This is a genomic window from Mycobacterium terramassiliense (genome assembly GCF_900157385.1).
GTDB lineage: Bacteria > Actinomycetota > Actinomycetes > Mycobacteriales > Mycobacteriaceae > Mycobacterium > Mycobacterium terramassiliense.
Genome location: NZ_LT717700.1, coordinates 157,615 through 175,906 on the forward strand (window position 1 = coordinate 157,615; position 18,292 = coordinate 175,906).

The 18,292-nt window shown below is 65.7% G+C and carries 15 protein-coding genes and 1 other RNA gene; 2 read left to right on the plus strand and 14 right to left on the minus strand.

The window, feature by feature from the left end; genetic code table 11:
• The 3 genes from MTAB308_RS08740 to MTAB308_RS08750 all read right to left on the minus strand — a co-directional run bounded on the left by MTAB308_RS08740 (window position 1) and on the right by MTAB308_RS08750 (window position 3,534).
• Window positions 1–861, minus strand: coding sequence for an MlaE family ABC transporter permease (locus tag MTAB308_RS08740; protein ID WP_077099108.1), 861 nt, complete (start codon window positions 859–861; stop codon window positions 1–3).
• Window positions 861–1,670: an MlaE family ABC transporter permease gene (locus MTAB308_RS08745; RefSeq protein WP_077099109.1), complete on the minus strand. Its 810-nt coding sequence runs from the start codon at window positions 1,668–1,670 to the stop codon at window positions 861–863. Before MTAB308_RS08745 ends, MTAB308_RS08740 begins: the two co-directional genes overlap by 1 nt.
• 337 nt (window positions 1,671–2,007) lie before the next feature.
• Window positions 2,008–3,534, minus strand: coding sequence for an adenylate/guanylate cyclase domain-containing protein (locus MTAB308_RS08750; RefSeq protein WP_077099110.1), 1,527 nt, complete (start codon window positions 3,532–3,534; stop codon window positions 2,008–2,010).
• A gap of 103 nt (window positions 3,535–3,637) precedes the next feature.
• Here MTAB308_RS08750 and MTAB308_RS08755 point away from each other — a divergent pair, with 103 nt between their 5' ends.
• The gene (locus tag MTAB308_RS08755; protein WP_245831351.1) at window positions 3,638–4,366 is read left to right on the plus strand and encodes an N-acetylmuramoyl-L-alanine amidase; all 729 of its coding nucleotides are present in this window, start codon (window positions 3,638–3,640) and stop codon (window positions 4,364–4,366) included.
• 40 nt (window positions 4,367–4,406) lie between these two features.
• Here the strand turns inward: MTAB308_RS08755 and MTAB308_RS30450 are convergent, their stop codons facing one another.
• From MTAB308_RS30450 to MTAB308_RS08800, 9 genes are all read right to left on the minus strand, one after another.
• Window positions 4,407–4,655 carry a hypothetical protein gene (locus MTAB308_RS30450; protein WP_077099111.1) on the minus strand — a complete coding sequence of 83 codons (249 nt, stop codon included), beginning with the start codon at window positions 4,653–4,655 and terminating at the stop codon, window positions 4,407–4,409.
• 122 nt (window positions 4,656–4,777) lie between these two features.
• Complete coding sequence (locus MTAB308_RS08765) at window positions 4,778–5,194, minus strand: hypothetical protein (protein ID WP_157900928.1); 417 nt, start codon at window positions 5,192–5,194, stop codon at window positions 4,778–4,780.
• Window positions 5,191–7,062, minus strand: coding sequence for a WXG100 family type VII secretion target (locus tag MTAB308_RS08770; protein WP_077099113.1), 1,872 nt, complete (start codon window positions 7,060–7,062; stop codon window positions 5,191–5,193). The genes MTAB308_RS08765 and MTAB308_RS08770 overlap by 4 nt, the downstream gene beginning before the upstream one ends.
• Window positions 7,063–7,071: 9 nt before the next feature.
• Window positions 7,072–7,374 carry an RNA 2'-phosphotransferase gene (locus MTAB308_RS08775; RefSeq protein WP_077099114.1) on the minus strand — a complete coding sequence of 101 codons (303 nt, stop codon included), beginning with the start codon at window positions 7,372–7,374 and terminating at the stop codon, window positions 7,072–7,074.
• Window positions 7,375–7,621: 247 nt separating this feature from the next.
• Window positions 7,622–7,906: a hypothetical protein gene (locus tag MTAB308_RS28850; protein WP_157900929.1), complete on the minus strand. Its 285-nt coding sequence runs from the start codon at window positions 7,904–7,906 to the stop codon at window positions 7,622–7,624.
• A 22-nt stretch (window positions 7,907–7,928) separates the two neighbouring features.
• Complete coding sequence (locus MTAB308_RS08780) at window positions 7,929–11,006, minus strand: patatin-like phospholipase domain-containing protein (RefSeq protein WP_108637254.1); 3,078 nt, start codon at window positions 11,004–11,006, stop codon at window positions 7,929–7,931.
• Window positions 11,007–11,259: 253 nt separating this feature from the next.
• Complete coding sequence (gene lipY / locus MTAB308_RS08785; protein ID WP_077099116.1) at window positions 11,260–12,456, minus strand: triacylglycerol lipase LipY; 1,197 nt, start codon at window positions 12,454–12,456, stop codon at window positions 11,260–11,262.
• 407 nt (window positions 12,457–12,863) lie between these two features.
• Complete coding sequence (locus MTAB308_RS08795) at window positions 12,864–13,139, minus strand: hypothetical protein (RefSeq protein ID WP_077099117.1); 276 nt, start codon at window positions 13,137–13,139, stop codon at window positions 12,864–12,866.
• A gap of 652 nt (window positions 13,140–13,791) precedes the next feature.
• On the minus strand, window positions 13,792–15,000 hold the full coding sequence (locus tag MTAB308_RS08800; RefSeq protein ID WP_157900930.1) for a cytochrome P450: 1,209 nt from the start codon (window positions 14,998–15,000) through the stop codon (window positions 13,792–13,794).
• A gap of 268 nt (window positions 15,001–15,268) precedes the next feature.
• Here MTAB308_RS08800 and MTAB308_RS08805 point away from each other — a divergent pair, with 268 nt between their 5' ends.
• Window positions 15,269–16,531: an ABC1 kinase family protein gene (locus MTAB308_RS08805; protein ID WP_077099118.1), complete on the plus strand. Its 1,263-nt coding sequence runs from the start codon at window positions 15,269–15,271 to the stop codon at window positions 16,529–16,531.
• 156 nt (window positions 16,532–16,687) lie between these two features.
• Here MTAB308_RS08805 and ssrA read toward each other — a convergent pair.
• Both ssrA and MTAB308_RS08815 read right to left on the minus strand, forming a co-directional pair.
• Window positions 16,688–17,055: a transfer-messenger RNA gene (gene ssrA, locus MTAB308_RS08810) on the minus strand.
• A gap of 153 nt (window positions 17,056–17,208) precedes the next feature.
• Entirely contained in the window at window positions 17,209–18,171 is a 963-nt protein-coding gene (locus MTAB308_RS08815; RefSeq protein WP_077099119.1) for a hypothetical protein, read from the minus strand.
• Window positions 18,172–18,292 lie beyond the last annotated feature (121 nt).

Consider the following 18,292-nt stretch of genomic DNA (forward strand, 5'->3'; position numbering starts at 1 on the left):
CTACCCCGATATCCGAATGCCGGGATTGTTGCCCCAGAACAACAGCGTCAGCACCATGTCGGCGGCGACCACGGTGACGATGCTGGCGCGGATGGCACGCCCCGAGGCCCGGCCGACACCCTCCGGACCACCGCTGGCGAAGTAGCCCTGGTAGCAGTGGATGGCAATGATCAGCGTCACGAAGATGACGGCCTTGAGCACCGAGAACACCACGTCGGAGGGGTGGATGAAGGAGTCGAAGTAGTGGTAGTAGGTGCCCGAGGATTGCCCGTGCAGCACATTGACCACCAACGCGCACGACACATAGCTCAACGCCAGCGTCACGACGTACAGCGGAATGATGGTGATCATCCCGGCGATGACCCGGGTCGTGACCACGAACGGGATCGACTGAATGCCAAGGGCTTCCAACGCGTCGATCTCCTCCGAGATCCGCATGGCGCCGATCTCGGCGGTCATGCGGCACCCCGCCTGGGCCGCGAAGCCGATCCCCGCGATCATCGGCGCCATCTCCCGGGTGTTCGCATACGCGGAGACGAACCCGGTCAGCGGGCCCATGCCGACCATGTCGAGGGCTCCGTATCCTTCGATTCCCACCGAACCGCCGACCGCCGCACCCATGAAGATCAGCACGCCGATGGTGCCGCCACCGACGATGAGCGATCCGTTCCCCCAGATCATGTCGACCAACAACACCCCGGTCTGGTGCCGGTAACGCTTCAGCGTGTGCGGAATCGCACCGAGCACCTGGAATCCGAAGGTGACCTGGTGTCCGAGGCGCTGGATCAGCGAGTCACCCCGGCCGGCAACCCAGGACGAGGCCCGCAGGGGCGCGGGCCGGTACCGTGCCGGGGTTGCCATCAGCCCACTCTTAGGGGCATGGACATCGACAGGCCCTGGGTGATCAGCAGGTTGAGGACGAACACCGCCACGATGCCGATGACCACGGAGGCGTTGACCGCGTCGGCCACCCCGCGCGCACCGCCCTTGGCCTCGAGTCCACGCTGGCAGGCCACGAGGATCACGACGACGCCGAACAGCCAGGTCTTCAGGACGGCGACGATGACGTCGTTGACGCTGGCGAAGGACGCGAACGACGCGATGTAGCTACCCGGGGTGCCGGACTGGAAGCCGACGTTGATGGCGTAGCCCGCCGCCAGCCCCATAAAGATGATGAAGGAGCACAGCACCGGCGCCACGATCACGATCGCCGCCAGGCGCGGGGTGACCAGCCGCTGCACCGGATCGATGCCCATGACGCGCAGCGCGTCCACCTCTTCCCGAATGGTGCGGGCGCCGAGGTCGGTGGCCACCGCCGAACCGGCCGCACCGCCCAGCAACAACGCGGCGACGACCGGCGCGCCCTGACGGATCACCCCGAGGCCGCCGGCGGCACCGGAGACCGACGAAGCGCCGACCTGCTGGATGAAGTTGCCCACCTGCACCGCCACGATGACCCCGAACGGGATGGAGACCAGTAACGCGGGTATCGCCGTGACGCTGATGATGAACCAGGCCTGGTTGAGGGTGTCGCGCCACGGGTGCCGCAACCTGATCAAGTCCCTGAGCAGGTACACGAACGACTGGGCGGCCAGGTCGAAGAAACGGCCTAAAGTCTGCAACGAGGAATCGAGCTGGTTGACGCCGTACCGCAGCGGTCTGCCCAGCATCGTGACGTAGTGGCGGCCGACCGATGGCTCTGTGACTGGCGGGCGATCGTCCGGCTCGGCCGACTTCGGCGGGTGGGAGAGGTATTCCCCGTTGGTAGTGGTGCTCGCAAGGACATCGACAGAGACCTGCTTGTCTGCTGTCTCAGTGGTTGGTTCGGCCGCCGTCGCGTCGTGGACACCTGCGGTCAACGGCAAATTCCTCCCTGATCGCTGTCAGGACTTCGCCCCCAGCAAAGATTACGCATGTTTGACGTGTGTTTATCAGCGGTACGTGCGTTCTACCAGCGGCAGTGAGCGTCTGTTAGCGGAAGCAGATGAGTGTGACGTACGTCACATACTAGGGTGACGAAGCCGTCTCCCACCCGACCGTGAAGATGCGCACCGCGGCCGACTTGCCCTTCAACGGTTGCGGTCCACGTTCGATGAGCCCGGGCGGTCTTGACGCCAGTGCGTCGACGCACGGTTCGGTCAGCAGGATCGCGTCGCCCGTCGCCTTGGTGAGCTGCTCGACGCGCGCAGCGACGTTGACCGTGTCACCGATCAGGGTGAACTCCAGCTTGCCCCCGCCCCCGATGGTGCCGGCGATCACGACGCCGGTGTTGATCCCGATCCCGATCCGCAGCGCACCGCCGAATCGCTCGTCCACGAGCCGCTGAATCAACACGGCGACCGATACCGCCGCGTCGGCGTGCTGGGCGAGGTCGTTCGGTGCGCCGAAGACTGCCAACGCCCCGTCACCGAGGAACTTGTTGACGTGACCCCCGGCGCCGACGACGGCAGGCACGACGATCTCAAACAGAGCGTTGAGCCGGGCCACCGTGTCCTCGGCGGTATTCGCCTCGGCGAACGGAGTGAAGTCGCGGATGTCGACGAACATCACGGTCACCTCGCGGCGCTCACCGGTGAACACGTCGTCGCCCTGCTCGAGCAGCCGCGCAGCCAAGGCGGGATCGACGTAGGTTCCGAATGCGCCCTGAAGCCGCTGCCGCTCGGCCAACCCCGCCTGCATGCGGTTGAACAACGCGGCCAGCGCGCCCAGGTCGTCGTCCTGAACGACCGGCAGGCGTTGGCCATAATCCCCAGCCGCCACGCGGTCGGCGCCTGCGGCGAGGTCGCGAACGGGCTGCAAGGAGCGTGAGAATCCCAGGCCGACCGTGACCGGCACGGCGAACACGACGGCCAACGCGCATCCAATCACGACGGAGAGGATCGGGGCGTCGCGGACATGACCCAGCACGACCGCCAGCCAAGCGCCGCCGACGGCGTAGGCAAATGCTGCGGCAACCACCGACACGTTCGACCGCGCGGCAAACGTCGGACGTGAGCGCGGCAATGCATCGCCGATGCCTGTGTCACCGGCGAGGGCGATTCGGACCGGCCGCATCGTTGCTTCCACGATGCTGTGAAATGCGACCAGTTGGATCGCCACTGCGATGGCCGCGCCGAGTATCGCGTATTCGATCAGCCGGAACTTCGGCGCTCCGGCGACCGCGCCCAGCACGACCGCCAACGCGGCGGCCCATACGCCCGTGGCGCACACCGTTCGAGGAACCGTGGCCCGAGAGTAGGAATAGGTGGCATCGAGGGCGGTCTCCCGATCGACGTCGTGGCCAGCCGCCCACTGCTCCCAGAGGCGTGCCCATCGGCGGTTCGGAAGAGACATGATGCCGACGAGCACCAGCACCGCGACCACGGTGATGGCCGTCGCCTCGAGGTAGCGGTCGGACTTCTCGAAAGCGGTAATCGGCAACGCCAAGAAGATGAGGTAGATCGGTAACGTAACCAGAAACGCGGCCAGGGTCAGAGCCCACCAGTAATACCTTGCCCCGCAGCGATCCCACGCCCACTGCCAGATGCGGTCCATTGCAGGAGATTAAAGGTCCGCCGGCCGCGGTGGACGGAGAAAGAGCCGCAGCGGTTTCGCGTCGGCTCTTGACCGCGTCGGGAGCGCAGGGCAGGTTCAACAGGTGCCCACACCGGATCGACCCGACGAACCCGCGGGTCTCCTCGACCGCCGCCTGCTCCTGGCGCTGGGTGGCGGTCTCGGCGTGGCATCGATGCTCGGTGCGTGCTCGACGCCGACGACCGGTGTCCGGCTGACCGCCGCCACGTCGGCTCAGTTGCTGTGCCGAGACGCGTGGGGCGCGCAGGCTGCCCGACCCGGTGGCAAGCCGCACACCATCACCCGCATGACCCTCCACCACGAGGCCGTCGTCCTCGGCGACAACCGCAACGCCCCGGGCCGCCTCCGGCAGGACCAGCGCTACCACCAAGACCAGAAGGGCTGGATCGACATCGCTTATCACGTCGGCGTCGACCGCAACGGCAACATCTACGAACTGCGGAGCACCGAAATCGCCGGCGACACCGCAACCGACTACAACACGACGGGCCATTTCCTGGTGCTGTGCGAAGGAGACTTCGATCAGGAGGCCGTGTCGGAGGCCCAGCTGCACGGAGCGGCGCTGGCGTTCGCGTGGGCCGTGCAGAATTTCCGCATCGCGACCGACACGCTGGCCGGCCATCGCGACCTGGCCGCGACGTCGTGCCCAGGCGCGAGCCTGTATGCCCATCTCTCTTCCGGCGACCTCATGCGGCGCATCAACGATCTAGTGTCCGCGGGCCCGGTGGATCTTCAGCGCTTCTGTGGGCCCGACGCGGCCGCGAGGGTCGCGGCCATCGAGGCGGGCGCCTGATCGGCGTCTGACACGCGCGTAGCAGCCACCTGAGCCGTCGTCATAGCGCTTCGCCGATGTCGGGAAGTAGGGCAATATCTTCGGGCTGGCCATTACGGAAAAGGGCGGCGAGTTCGTGCACCCGGCGCTTCGCCCAAGCAACATCAAACTGGCTCAGTACCTGGTACTCGTGTTTGAAGCGTCCCGCGCGATCCCCCACCCGTTTGGCCGCCTGACTCGTAACTACGCCTTCGGTGTACCAGTAGAGAACATCATCGAGGCTGCCAACCTGGCCTAACTTCGCACACAGCGTATCGGCCCAAGAAAGTCTCTGTTTCCGCCGCCCCCACCCCAGTCGATGTCTCGTTTCTTACCTTTTTTCTGAAAATCTTTGACCCCCATTGGCGGAGGCACATCACCGTGTCGCCGCGGTCAGCCGAATCCATACATTTCAAGAATGCCGGCGTGCGCCGACTCATAATACTTGGCAATGCGATCTCGCACCCATTCCAGCGGGTTGGCGTACGTGTTGGCTTCAGCTATTGCAAGTCTCAGACGTTCCTGCGGCGGAACATCCGATCGTTTTGAGAACTTGCTGATGTAATGCCATTGCTTGCTTGTCAAGCCAAACTCGTTTGGTGCGTCTAACGTCGCAATCATGCTGTTCACCTCACCCTCACGACTGTATTCGTAAATCTGCATCTTGCAGTCGCTTGACCGGTAGTAGACGATGTGTCGTTCGATGCCGCCTTGGTCAGGACTGTCGTCTACCTCGTCCAAAACGAAACCGAGTTCAGCTAGCAGCGGTCCCACTATCGTTTGAACTTCTGAAGAAAACCCGGCCGTCATTTTGATGCATCCCCCACATAAACCCAAGAGTCACCAACGCGTTCATATCCATATGCGGCTGCGTTCTGGTTGAGGAAGTTTATCTCCCGCGCGGAGAACGACGTCGCGCGATCCACCGCCATGTCTTCAAGCGAAGCGTACTCGTCGTGGTCGAGGAGGTACTCGATACGACCGACATGGCTTTCCATCTGGCCGCGGAGAAACTGTTCGTTGACCTGCCACGCGAGGTCGTTGCCGACAAGCTTGGGAAGCCCATCGGTCATGGCCTCCCAGACCGGCCCGCCAGTATCGAAGTAAATTCCGCCATGATCCCTGGCTTCGCCAATGTAGCCACGGTGGTATTCGTCGAAATTGCCGAGGACTACTCGGTCTGGATTGTCGCCCACGTAGTGAGTCGACATGTCGGCAAGTTGTCGGCTCAAGCCCGTGGTGGTTTCCCCATGCACGAAGGAGGAATAGAGATCCTGCCCAGCCAGGTCTGCAAACGGTTGGTAAACCATGGGTTGATCGAGGCCGACCGGCATGTGCGGCAAATGCGTTGGGCCATAATCGACTGCGGCGGCGGCATCGATGTCCGCCAGGCGGCCAATCCCTGCCCCTTCCCCGCCGAAGAGCAGGCCCGGCACGGCGAAGGCGCCGTCGGAGGCTTTGCCTCCCAGGTAGTAAGCCGGACTCGGTGAGTCAAGCGCGTTTTTGACCTCGCCCACTGCGGTGCCGAACGGGTTTACGGTGCTCTCGACCGTCCCCTTGAGCATCTGCTGCCACGACTCGAGCACACCGGGCGCTCCGGGGCCGCCGACCCCGAGAAGGTTGTGGATGCCCTGTTCGGTGGCAAACCAGCGGTCGGCGAAGCCTTCGCCGAATCCCGGCGGTGGCGGCGGCTTCGGTTCGGGGGGAACGTAGGTCGGCATTCCGTTGTCGATCCACTGCTGGCTGCGGCCCACGATGTCATTCAGCCGGGTCTCGATCTGCTCCGGCGGCACACCGTTGCGGATCATGGATTGGCGCACCATCGCCTTGAAGCTCTCCACGTCTGCGGGTTTGAGCTGGGGCGGCGGCCCAGGGACAACGGGCTGATGAAGCCGGCTCAAGAGGTCCGGCAGGCTGCCAGGTTGCGGCTGATCGCCCGGGCCGCCCGGCGGCGGCTTGTCGGTCGGCAGCAGGAGGTCTTGCAGCGACCGCGGCTTTCCTCCGCCGCCGCCAGCCGGAGCGGGCGCGTCCGACGGCGGGCCATCCCCGGCCGCGGGGTCTGCCGGGCCGCCGGGCACCAGCATGTCCTCCAGCGACCGCGGGTGGCGCGCTCCGCCGGGCTTGGGCCGTCCCTGCTGTGGCGGTGGGCCGCCGGCCGGCGGACGTCCGCCGGCATCCAACGGAATTTCGCCCACCGCCCCCCGGATGGCGGCGGCAAGCTCGTGGTCGGCGCTCTCGGCGTGCGCCTTCAACAGGATCAGTCGATCCTGCAGCACCTGCTGCTGTGCGGCGAACTCCAAGGTATCGCGCCCAATCCAGGTGTCCCCCACATCGATTCGCCAGTCCGGCGTGATTTTCCAGCCCTTGGCATCGGCGGCGCGCTCAATATCGGCCAGCTCGTTCTTGCACGCGCGCACGTCGGCCTCGGCGTGTGACACCGCCGCGGCCACCTGCCTGGACTCCTGGCCGTCTGCCTCGATGTCGCGGCGGGCCTTGCCCAGGTCGGCGCGAAACGCCTCGCCGGCTTCCCCGTCCCAGCCGCCCAGAACGTTGTGGACCTGCTGCAGGTTGTCGCCCAACCGCTGCAAGGTGCTGGCGCGCCCGTTGGCCGTCTCGAACACCTGCTGGATTGCGCCGAGATCCCATCGCTTGACGTCATTGGGGGTCAACGGCCCCACGTGCTACCCCTAGTCCCGCAACGACCTGAAATCTCGCGCCGAGTCGTCCTCGTTGGTGGCATAGCTGAACATCGCCTCGGCCACGTGCGACCCCAACCCGTCCACCCGCAACTTGTGTTGGTCGTGGCGAAGCTCCCACCGCGCCGCCAGCTCACCCAACGCCAGCTGCGAGGATCCGACCCAGCCCGGAGCGGCCCCCGCCAACCCGTCCTCATGGCCCATGAATTCCACAGCGGCCTCGCCGATCGCGTTGAACATGTCATTGCTGCCGACGTGCAGCGCGGCGGGATCGACCTTGTACCCACCCGTCATGATGGTCCCCCTTGAGTTCGCCGGCGTGCGCCCCGAATTTTAGCCCGTTCCCAGGGCCTGCGCCCCTCACCTTTGAGCGATCAGGGGGAGCCTTTGACCGGCATCTCTGGTTGGGGAGTTGCGGCGACCGGATTCGACGCGGGGACCGGCTTCGAGATTCTCCGGCATTGACTCAAAGCTGCGCCGCGGACGGTTCACTGTGCCCGCGCCGACGCCGTCGTCCACGCCACTTTTGTCTGGTTGACCTTCAGCCCTGCCTTACCGCCGCCGGCGAGATGACGTTTCCGGTAGCCGGATCCAGGCAACTGCTGCCCTTCACGTTGCCACCCGCATGCGCGCAGCAGTAGTCGTTGCCCTGACCAAGGTTCGTGATGCAGAACTGGTAGAACTGCTGGTTCAAGTCGGCGCGCGCGCTGGCCGGCATAACGAACGGACTGGCGACAAGCGCAAGTCCCGCACTGATAAGCGTGGCACGCATAAGCCGCCCCGCCCCTGCGTCACGGGTATGGTTCGTCTTTGGGCGGATAATCATCGAAAGGCTCCTTCCGTTGTAGTCATGCCGCCGGTCTGGGCGACTCTGCGGGCTCGGCGCCGTTTACCACTTGCACCGGGGATTCGGTTGCGGGGAAGCTGCCGTCACCGGGAACCTTCATCGCACTCACGGCGATGCTGCGACCCACCTCCGTATACGCAGCGAACTGCCCCTCGGAAAACCATTGGTCAGATGTGTTGTCGTGGGGGAACTCTGCGCCACCGTGCTCCGCGGCGTAGGTCAAAACCCAATCGGGCAGCTCCTGCCACAACACAGCTTTGGCAATGATCAGCCATCCGGTTCTGGCTTCCTCCGTTTCGATTCCTGCTGCTTCGGGATAGGTGATCCTTCCCCGTGCGACAGCGCATTTGGTGACGCGGGCGTTGAGGCTGCAAAACGCGTTACTATCGCAGAACTGATCGCCGGATCCCGGCGCGAGATTTTCCACACCGAACGGTCCGCCGTTTTCCATGGTGATCTCAACGCCGAGTTCGAATCTGGCGAGCCTGATTGCGTCGGACAGACCGGACAGCAACGGAGGACAGTCGCCGCTGCTGTCGATGCAGTAGATCAGTCGGCACCGCCGACGCAGGGCCTCGACGAGGCCAAGGTTTTCGTAGTGTCCGCCGTCGGTGACTTGAACGAGTCGCGCATCGAACTTATTGATCCCTAACAGCTCTCGGTAGAAGTACCCGGCTCCCCGCACCGAAGGCAGCGCCTTGGGGAACGAAGGGTCGGCCGCGTTGAGCTGAATGTTCCGCACGAAAAGTGGGTTGGGCAGCCAGGTTCCCAGCCGGGCGCCGGACAGCGCCAGCAGCGACTGAATGCCTTGGCCCTGCCTTCCCATTGCCGAGGCGAACGCCGCTCCGCTCACCGCCATCGCTGCTTGGACGGTGAGGTCGCGCTGAATGCGCGGGGGTGATGCGTGGCGAAGTTCCTCAGTCTTGAGCCAGCCGAGGGCCGGCCCGCCAACGTAATCGGCAGTCATGACGAACGACACGGCATTGAGGCCAGGTGCCGGCCGGATGTCACCATCAGAGATGGCGGCGGCCGAGGCAAACACGAATTTCGGACCACCGGTCTGAGTCTTGCCATACTGGTCAAGCCACGTCGACTCGCAGGGCTTGTACTCCACAGCCTTCCCGCAGTGCCGCCGGACAGCGAACGCGTGCGCCAATCGTTGCCGATAGAACGGGTGCAGGCTGAGCGAGGTCACGTCAAAGCTACTCAGCAGCAGAGCAAGCAGCGCGACCCCACCCAGGTATAGCCACTGAATGTCGGACGTCAAAGGCTGGCGGCTGCGGGTCGGATTGAGGATCGCTTGGTGGATCTCCATGTTGAAGACGTGGCCAGCGACGATTCCGAGCAGCAGCAGCCACGCGGTCAGTAGCACGCCCAACGTCAAAACGACCAAGGCAATGCGCACGACTCCCGACGGAATCAATTTCAGCCACCGCGAGGGATTTACCGGGCTGTCCTTTTTCGACGTCATCGACAACAGGGTCGTCGAGAACTGCAGCGTTACCACGGCCGCGATACCGCCGATCGCCCCCACCGGCCCTTTGTCCGGTCGTTGCATGCACAGCCACATGAGCGCGGGTCCCGCGACGCTGAGACCGAATACCAGCAAAGCCAGCAACGCGGACCTACGGCCCCACCGGCCGAAACAGTCTTGGCACAGGGAGCTCCACCGCGACGTGGAGGCCCACTCGCAGATCAGGCCAAGGATGACGCAGACGATCAGTGCCGCAACGGGAATCGCGATGGCCGCAACCGCCGCTACCGGGCGGGCGTGAAGCGCTTCGATATCCACCCGCTGGTGCCCAACCGGGCTAGACGGCGGTACGACACCCCGGTAGGGAACCACTGCCCTGAACGGAAAATAATTTACGAACATGCCCAGCAGCCAGCCCAGAATGACGGCCGACGACGCCACGATGAGCAGCGACGCCAAAAGGTTCTTGAAAACCTCGGCGAGCGCCCGCAGTAGCGCGAGCGGCGAATCAGCGAGGTAGTCGCAGTGGCGGCGCAGGTAGTCGAATTCGACTGAGCCGGCACTAAACCGGTCAGATAGCCGCGCGATCGCGTCGTCGCCCCGGCGGTCACTCGTTGGCTCAGGTTGAACGGCGAGCACCCGCGCCCCGGCGCTGAACCCGCCGCCAGATACCGAGATCACATAGTCGAAATCGTCAAGCGCCGGTCCCTTCGGCCACGCGTTCGTGACGGCACCTCGCGGACGGGCGAGCTGCTGCATTGCGCCCATCGCCACACAGGCAGAGCGGATTCCGCCGCCGGACAGGCACAACGCCGTTGGCGTCGGTACGGAGCCGTCATCGTGACTGCGGGCCGGGCCTTCGCCGTCCGGTACGTAATAGGCCCGACGCCAGGCCGCCTCGACGTCACCCTCCTCCGGCCCCGGCGCGGGCGCCGACAGTGCTTCGTCCCACCAGTTTCGGCCATTGTGCCGTCGCCGGTACCTGCGCATGCGCCGGTGCGACAGGATCGCCCGGATTACCGAGAAAACCGCTGCCGGTACCGCCGTCACCGCCACCACGAGTGCGCACCATTTCACGGTTGCCACCGCCGCGGGCGCGTAGATCCAGAATGCGTTGGGCACGCGGCTGAGCAACCCGCCGGGCGTCCGGTGCAGCACGCAGTAAATGAAAACGTCCTCGAGTATGTGTGCGGCCGTGGCCACTACCGCCGCAGCAAGGATGTATCGGCTCAGCTTCTTGCCGGACTCGGAGAACGCTAGAAACCTGAAGACCAGGGCACAGACAATGAGCGCCACGCAGTAACCGGGGATCACCAAGCAATCGAAGCGCAGAGCGTCACTCAGCGCCTTCACCGCAAAAGCGGGTATTCCCTTCCAGAGGAATTCTGGATTCTTGCTAAAGATCACCGTGAACAGGTATTCCGCATCGGCCCTCCGCCAATACGCCGCGAACAGGTACATGCCCAAACCGATCAAGATCGCGCCCGGGATGCCGAGCCACCAACGAAATCGTGTCGGGACGATGCCGCGTAAGCATGCCGCCGCGGTCGTGATGACCTCGCCAGTCGGCCTGTCGTGCACAGTCTTTGACCCTTGGGCGTCCATGACAACCCCTTCGCATCGCGGAGACGTTATTTGCTTTGTCCCGCTCGTTACGATTCCGCCGCTGATGCCGGACCAGCTAGAGTAGTGGACTACTTGAGTCCTTCCGCTCCCGCGCGCGAAGCCCGATGACGGACCCGCTGCCCAGGATTCATCGCTTCCCGGCTGCGCGTGTGCCGCAGCGACAGTCGGGTTAAGGGCGTTCGAGGTAAAAGCGGCCGGCCGTTATGCGGCCGCCGGGGAATCGTTCGTTGCGTCAGGCCGCGATGCCGAGTTGCTGGTCGATCTGCGGCCAGGACAGCGGGCCGAGGGGCGTAAGCAGAACCCAGTCGTGAATGCCGCCGTTGTTGAATTCGAAACCCATCGGGGCCCCTTGGGCTACGGCTAGTTGCTGGAGGGCGACCGCCGATGCTTCGAGTGGATCCAGCGAGCCCGAGTAGACATAGGTCGGCGGAAGTCCGCTCAGCGACCCATACAGCGGGCTCACCTCGGGGTTGGTCAGCGGAAGACCGCCCGCCCACACCTTGCCGATCTGCCCCCCGGTCGACGCCAGGTCTAGCCACGGGGACACCAACACCAGGGAATTCGGGACCGGGCCGAGCGCGGGCGTCTGCACGATGTATTGGACGGCCGCCAGTGCGAGGTTGCCGCCCGCGGAGTCGCCCATCACGCTGACGTGCGAGGCCCCGTGTAGAGCGATTTGCGAGGAGATGAGACCGGCCATCTGGGGTACAACCGTGCCGGCGGTGCCGCCCTGCTGCACCAACGGGTAGATCGGCACTTCGAAGGTCGCGCCGGTCTGGTAGGCCGTCACCGTGTACTGCAGCCAATGAAAGATGGAGGGCGGAAAGATAAACGCGCCACCGTGAATGGCGACCACGTAATCGCCGGTGGGGTGCGCCGGCGTGATCTGCACGACGGGCATCCCGTTATATGTGGTGTGCTGGACCGTCTCTCCGAGCAGCAACGGCAACAACCGCGGCGGGGTGTTGCTGATCCCTATCCCTAGTAGCGGATTGTCCCCGGTGAACAACGCTAAGAGTGGAGAGCCCGGCTCGGAAGTGAGGAAGTTGAGTTCGTTGGTGATTCCGGCGGACAGTGTCGTGGGGAACTGCTGAACTTCCTGCTGAACACCGAGCAACGCCTGCTCGATGCTCGCCAACGGCGAAGCGTTCGCCGCCTCGGCGGCGCCATACGCCCCGGCCGCGCCATTCAACGCCCGCACAAACTGCCCATGAAAAGCCGCAGCTTGTGCGCTCAGCGCTTGATAGCCCTGGCCGTGAGCGGAAAACAGCTCCGCGATCGCCACGGACACCTCGTCCTCGGCCGCGGCCACTACTGCGGTAGTGGCGCCCGCTATGGTCTGGTGCGCCGTCTCGACCACCGACCCAATCGAAGCCACATTCGTGGCCGCGGCGGACATTGCCTCGGGCAACGCAACTAGATACGACATCGCGCCACTCCCACCGTCTCGGGGCAACCTCCCGAGTTGCCCAGCCAAAACCGATCGCCGAGTAGCCGGAGCTTATGCCCACGGCGAGGAATCAGGTAGCCGTTCCCAAAAACTGCCTGGTGGAGACGCGAAAAGCGGCGTGCCGCATGCAGGCGCCGCGCACGGCCGTACAACGCAATCGGTCGCGATTGGTGAGCGCTGCCCGCGAAGCGTTCAACGAGAAGGGACCTGGGCCGAGCCTGGAGGAGATCGCCCGGCGCGCCGGCGTCGGTCCAGTACGCTCTACCGCCACTTCCCCGGCGCGGACGATCTGGTCGTTGCGGTTCTCGACGATCGGATCGCCGAGGGGCGCGAAGGCACAGACTCCGCCGCGGGCGGTCCCGACGCGCTGAAACGTTCCGGTCGATCTACACGAGCTCCCGGGAATCGAAAGTCGTGAGGGCATCAAAGCTCACGATCAACTGCCCTGGCTCGTGGGACTGGTCGGGGTCGTCGGACTCGTGGGACTGGTCGGGGTCGTCGGGCTCGTGGGACTGGTCGGGGTCGTCGTGGTCGTCGGGCGCACAGGAGTGGTCGGGCTCACGCGAGTCGTCGGGGTCGTCGGAGTCGTCGGAGTCACGGGACTGGTCGGGCTCGTGGGACTCGCGGGTGTGGTACTCGCAAGGCCGGGGCCTTCGCCACACCAGTCCTGCACATCTTTCGGGTACTGCTCGAGCGGTAGAGGACAACGCTGCCCTGGGGGGAAGTTGGCGCCGGCGTTGAGCAGATCGCAGGGCACATAGACCTGCTTTCCTTTGGGTGTGTTGGTCAGGCACTTCGTCGGCGGATCGGCGTGGCCCTCGGCAGGGACGATGATCGCCGCAGCCAAAGCGGCGAGCACCCCGATAGCAAGGCGATGGATCATGAGCACTCCTTGATGCAGAGCCCCTGCGTCGCAGCCAGAGGGGACGTCCCGACCTGCACCGGTGGGATAGCTACACGGCCGCCCGCTCCACGTTCAGCCGCGGAACGACCGTCGGGCTCAGCATGAAGGATAGTCAACACGTGCTCACGGACAGAAAACTGGCCAGAGCCTGTGGCCCTGACCAGCAATTTCTCAGTGGAGCTGCCGGGAATCGAACCCGCCATGAAAATTCGGTTGAGCAGCGGAAATGGCTGATCTCGGTACGCGAAACGGCGCTGACGTACGCGAAATGACCTGCGGATGCGCCGAAGGTGTTGATGGCATCAACAGCGTCGCGCCACTGTCGGCAGGAAGAAGTTCTGCAAGCGTGCTTCGCTCCGTGCAGAGGGCCAAGGACGCGCTTCGAGACTCATCGACGAGCGACGTCGTGCTTACGCCGCCACGTCCAGGCTCGTGAGCCCGCGCAGCACCGGATTCGCCCGGTACACCGGCCGGTCCTCCACGAGCGAGAGCCCCGGGAACCGCTTCGCCAGCATGCCGAACGCGAGCTGCGCCTCGAGGCGCGCCAGCGGCGCCCCGAGGCAGAAGTGCGCGCCGAAACCGAACGCGAGGTGCGGGTTCGGGTCGCGCGCGAGGTCGAGCTGGTCGGGGTCCTCGAACACGTCTGGGTCGTGGTTCGCCGAGCCAATGCTCAGCAGCACGAGTGAGCCCTCCGGGATTACCTGGTCGTCGATTGCGACGTCTTCAAGCGCGACGCGCACCGAGGCCTGCACGGGCCCGTCGTAGCGGAGCAGCTCTTCGATCGCGGTCGGGATTAGCGCGGGCTCGTTGCAGAGCCGGTTCCACTGATCGGGTTCGCGCAACAGGGCGAGCATGCCGTTGCCGATCAGGTTCGTCGTCGTCTCGTGGCCGGCGAGCAGCAGCAGGTTGCCGGTCGCGAGCAGCTCGGCGTCGGTTAGCGCGTCGCGCTCCTCCTGGGCCGCGGTCATCGCACTGATCAGGTCCTCACGCGGGGCGCGGCGGCGGGCAGCGATGATGTCGGCGAGGTAGTCGAAGATCTGGCGCGCCGCCTCGGCGCCGGTCGCGCGCGCCTCCGCGCTCGTCGACCCGAAGCCGTTGATCATCGTGCTCGACCACTGACGGAACTGACGGTGGTCCTCGACCGGGACGCCGAGCAGCTCAGCGATGACGATCGCCGGGAGCGGCTCGGCGACGTCGTGGATCAGGTCGAAGGTGCCCTTGGCCTGTGCCTCGTCGGCGAGCTCGCAGACGATCGCCTCGATGTGGTCGCGCAGCGCGGCAATGCGCTTGGGCGTGAAGGCCTTGTTGACAAGCTTGCGGACGCGCGTGTGGTCAGGCGGGTCCATTGTCAGCATCGAGCGCATGCCAGTCGCGCTCTGGCGCAGGAACTCCGGCATGCGATCGAGGTTGTCGCGCATGAGCGGCGCCCGGATGCGCTCGACCGACAAGCGCGGGTCGCGCAACACCGAGTGGACGTCGCGGTAGCGCGTGAGCATCCACGCGCCGGGGCCGGCGTAGTTCGGGACCGGCACCTCGAGCACGGGCCGCACGGTGCGGATCACGGAGTAGATCGGGTAGGGGTTCTCGAGCGAGCCGGCGCTGCGCAGCGGCAGGAACAAGTCGAAGTCGTCGGGGCCGTCAGGAGATGGACGGGGTGACGACCGGTCGCGAGAGGGCGCCGAGCGCTGCCAGACAGGAGACTTCATGGCGGGATCCTCTGGGCGAGCGCAATGTTGAGAATGACCGACTGACCAGCCACAATAGCATCGTGCCGACGATCGTCTCAAGCGCGCGCGACGCGTTCGACAGGGCCCGCCTGTCCGACCTGGCCCAACGTCGCGCTGCTGCTTCGTGATCCGGCACATCCGAGTCGTCCGAGTCCTGCGCGTGGCGCTGGCGGTCGTGCGCGTCCTACCCCGCTACCTGGTACTCCTGGCGCGCGATCGCACCGCTTTCTGGTCGACGACCGACGCCGACTGGCAGCGCGCGCACCGTGCGGCCGCCCGCGAGATCAAGGGCGTCGCCCTCTCACTAGCCGGCGCCTTCACGAAGGCCGCCCAGATCCAGGGCGCACGGGCCGACTTCTTCCCGGCGCCCTTCATCGAGGAGCTGAGCCAGTTCCACGACGCGGTGCCTCCGCGGCCCTTCGAGACGCTACGGCCGCTCGTCGAGCGCGACCTCGGCCGCCCGCTCGACGAGGTCTTCGCGACGATCGACCGCCGGGCCCTCGCCGCCGCTTCCTTGGCGCAAGTGCATCGCGCGACCCTGCGCGACGGCAGCCAGGTCGTCCTGAAGATCCGCTATCCCGAGATCCCGAGGATCATCCCGCTCGACCTCGGCATGCTGCGCCGCGTCGTGGGGATCGTCATGCTCGTGCAGCGGCGCATCGACCTGCGAGCGCTCGTCACTGAGACGACGCGTTTCATCGAGCTCGAGCTCGACTTTGCGCGCGAGGCGCGCTCGACCGAGCGGCTCGCGGAGAGCCTCACCGAGATGCCCTCCGTGGTCGTCCCGCGCGTCCATCCGGAGCTGTGCGGCGACAACGTGATCGTGCTCGAGTACCTGGGGGGCATCCAGGTCGCGCGCACGAAGGAGCTGGTCGCGGCAGGCCACAAGCTCGCGGACATTGCGCGCAAGATCGGCGCGCTCTACGGCACGATGATCTTCGAGCAGGGCTTCTTCCACGGGGATCCACACCCCGGGAACCTACTGATCCTGCCCGACGGCCGGATCGGCCTCCTCGACTTCGGCTTGGCCAAGGAGCTGCCGCCCGGCTTCGCGCGGCTCGTCGCGACGATGATGGTCTGTTCGATGATCGGCGACTCGCGATCGGCGTTCGCCGCGGCCGAGCAGCTCGGCTTCGACGTCGCCTCGATGAAACCCGACAACCTGCGCTCGCTGATGCTGATGACCGTCGGCGACAGCGATACCGAGGCTGGGTTCTTCCAGATCCTGGGCGAGACGAGCCTGCGCAAGATCCCGGAGGACTTCGCGCTCGTCGGGCGCACGCTGATCCTGCTGAACGGGCTCTCGCACCGGCTCGCGCCCGGGCGCCGGCTGATCCAGGCCGAATTGCTGAAGCACCTCGCCGCGGGCGCGGCGCGGGCAGACGGCGACGAACCAGCCCCGGCGGCACGCAGGTCGATGTAGTCAGCTCCGGGACGAGCCCCGCATCGATGCTCCCGGGCACATAGCGCCGTCAGGGCGACGAGCGAGGCCCCGCCCCAGTGCCTAACCGAGGATGGCGACGAGATGTTGATGAACACAAAAACCGACCAGAGCTTATCGCTCTGACCAGCCGATGATCAGTGGAGCTGCCGGGAATCGAACCCGGGTCCTACGGCATTCCCTCAAGGCTTCTCCGTGCGCAGTTCGCTATGCCTCTACTCGGATCTCCCGGTCACGCGAACCAGCCAGGATGACGATCCCAGTCGCTGTGCATGTCCCGATGAGTCCCGCGACCGGACTCATCGGTGGATCCCTCTAGCTGACGCCAGGCTCCGGGTCGAGGGCGTTCCCGGTCTGACGGACTAGCTGTCGCTTAGGCAGCGAGAGCGTAGTCGCGCTGATGTGAATCGGCGCTTATATGGTTGCAACGACGCTTACGGTGGTCTCTTGCCTGCACCGGCACGCTTCCCTTGATTCGATGCGCGAAGTCGAAGCCGTTCAGCCCCTCGCATCCCGCCGACTTTCGGCAGGACTATCAATGGTACGCGGTGAGCAACGCGCGGCAACGCCATTAACTTCCCGAGCAGGCCGCCACAGCCGAGTACCCCCCGGTCCTGCGACTCCAGGGGGTACTCGGTGCCAAACGGCGAGGGTTTCCGCTATTTGATGCCTACGACGTCCTGCGCGATGGCGGCGACGCGGGTCTGCGCTGCCGAGACGATGCCCTGCCGGTTCTTGTGCGCCTCCTCGTAGGCGAGGACCGCGCGCACGTCCACGGGGGACGTCAGCTCCTTGATCGCGGCCACCGCCTCGCCGACGTTCAGGTCGTCGTACTTACGGATCGGCAGCTCCTTGGCGTCCAGGACGCCGGCGGCCGTGCGGCCCGCGTGCAACGCGTCGGCCGCCTTGTCCGCCCCCTCGGAACTGGTGACCCGCTCCGCGGCCTTCAAGGCCGCACTCTGCGAGGCGGACAGCGCCTTCGCCGCAATCTCGCCGGCGTTGCCGCCGCGCTTGACCAGGTCGCCCAGCGCCGGACCGGTGGAGCGCAGCGTGTCGACCGCCCTGTCCACACCGCGGGCCGACCACGCGACGGGCAGGTTGACCAGCTTCACCGCGGCGCCGGCGGCGGCCTGCAGCGGCGTGCGCCGAAGCGCTGCCGGCCCCCCGAGCGCATCTTCGGCGAGCACGGTGGTCAGCCAGTCCACCGTGGCCGAGTGCGCGGTGATCAGGCGCTCTGCCAGGCTCTCGATGTCCTGGCGCTTGGCGGCGACGGCCAGTGCCTTGGTGTAGCGCGCGCGGTCCAGCAGTTGGTCTTCGAGCGCGAGGTCACCCAACAGCGCCTCGTCGAACGGTTCCGCCTGCTCGGTCAGCGCCTTGACCGCCGCCGCGGCGCGGCCCAGGAACGGGCCGATGACGTCGGGGTAACCGCCCAGCTTGCGGATCGCGGCCTCGAGGGCGTCGGCACGCTTGCGGCCGTTCGCGGCGTTCTGCGAGAGCTCGCGGCGCACCGCCTCGGTGCGCGCCTGCACGACGCGGGTTTCCGCGATCTGGATCTCGGTGTTGGTCAGATCGAGCAGCGTGCGCAACTGCGCGAGCAGACGGGTGGTATCGGTTGCAGTCATTACTATCGGCCCCTCCTGGCGTGGACGATTCGGTGTCGGCGCGACGTGCGCCCGTACGTTTTCGGCTACCCATTGAGGCGGCGTGGATACACATACGCCGGCGATGTGATTTATGTCGCGG

What these genes read in the sequence shown, in the direction of transcription:
- MTAB308_RS08740 (WP_077099108.1), bottom strand. Translation starts at nt 861, where the DNA reads ATGGCAACCCCGGCACGGTACCGGCCCGCGCCCCTGCGGGCCTCGTCC.
- MTAB308_RS08765 (WP_157900928.1), bottom strand. Translation starts at nt 5,194, where the DNA reads ATGACGGCCGGGTTTTCTTCAGAAGTTCAAACGATAGTGGGACCGCTG.
- MTAB308_RS08745 (WP_077099109.1), bottom strand. Translation starts at nt 1,670, where the DNA reads ATGCTGGGCAGACCGCTGCGGTACGGCGTCAACCAGCTCGATTCCTCG.
- MTAB308_RS28850 (WP_157900929.1), bottom strand. Translation starts at nt 7,906, where the DNA reads ATGATTATCCGCCCAAAGACGAACCATACCCGTGACGCAGGGGCGGGG.
- MTAB308_RS08750 (WP_077099110.1), bottom strand. Translation starts at nt 3,534, where the DNA reads ATGGACCGCATCTGGCAGTGGGCGTGGGATCGCTGCGGGGCAAGGTAT.
- MTAB308_RS08775 (WP_077099114.1), bottom strand. Translation starts at nt 7,374, where the DNA reads ATGACGGGTGGGTACAAGGTCGATCCCGCCGCGCTGCACGTCGGCAGC.
- MTAB308_RS08815 (WP_077099119.1), bottom strand. Translation starts at nt 18,171, where the DNA reads ATGACTGCAACCGATACCACCCGTCTGCTCGCGCAGTTGCGCACGCTG.
- MTAB308_RS08780 (WP_108637254.1), bottom strand. Translation starts at nt 11,006, where the DNA reads ATGGACGCCCAAGGGTCAAAGACTGTGCACGACAGGCCGACTGGCGAG.
- lipY (WP_077099116.1), bottom strand. Translation starts at nt 12,456, where the DNA reads ATGTCGTATCTAGTTGCGTTGCCCGAGGCAATGTCCGCCGCGGCCACG.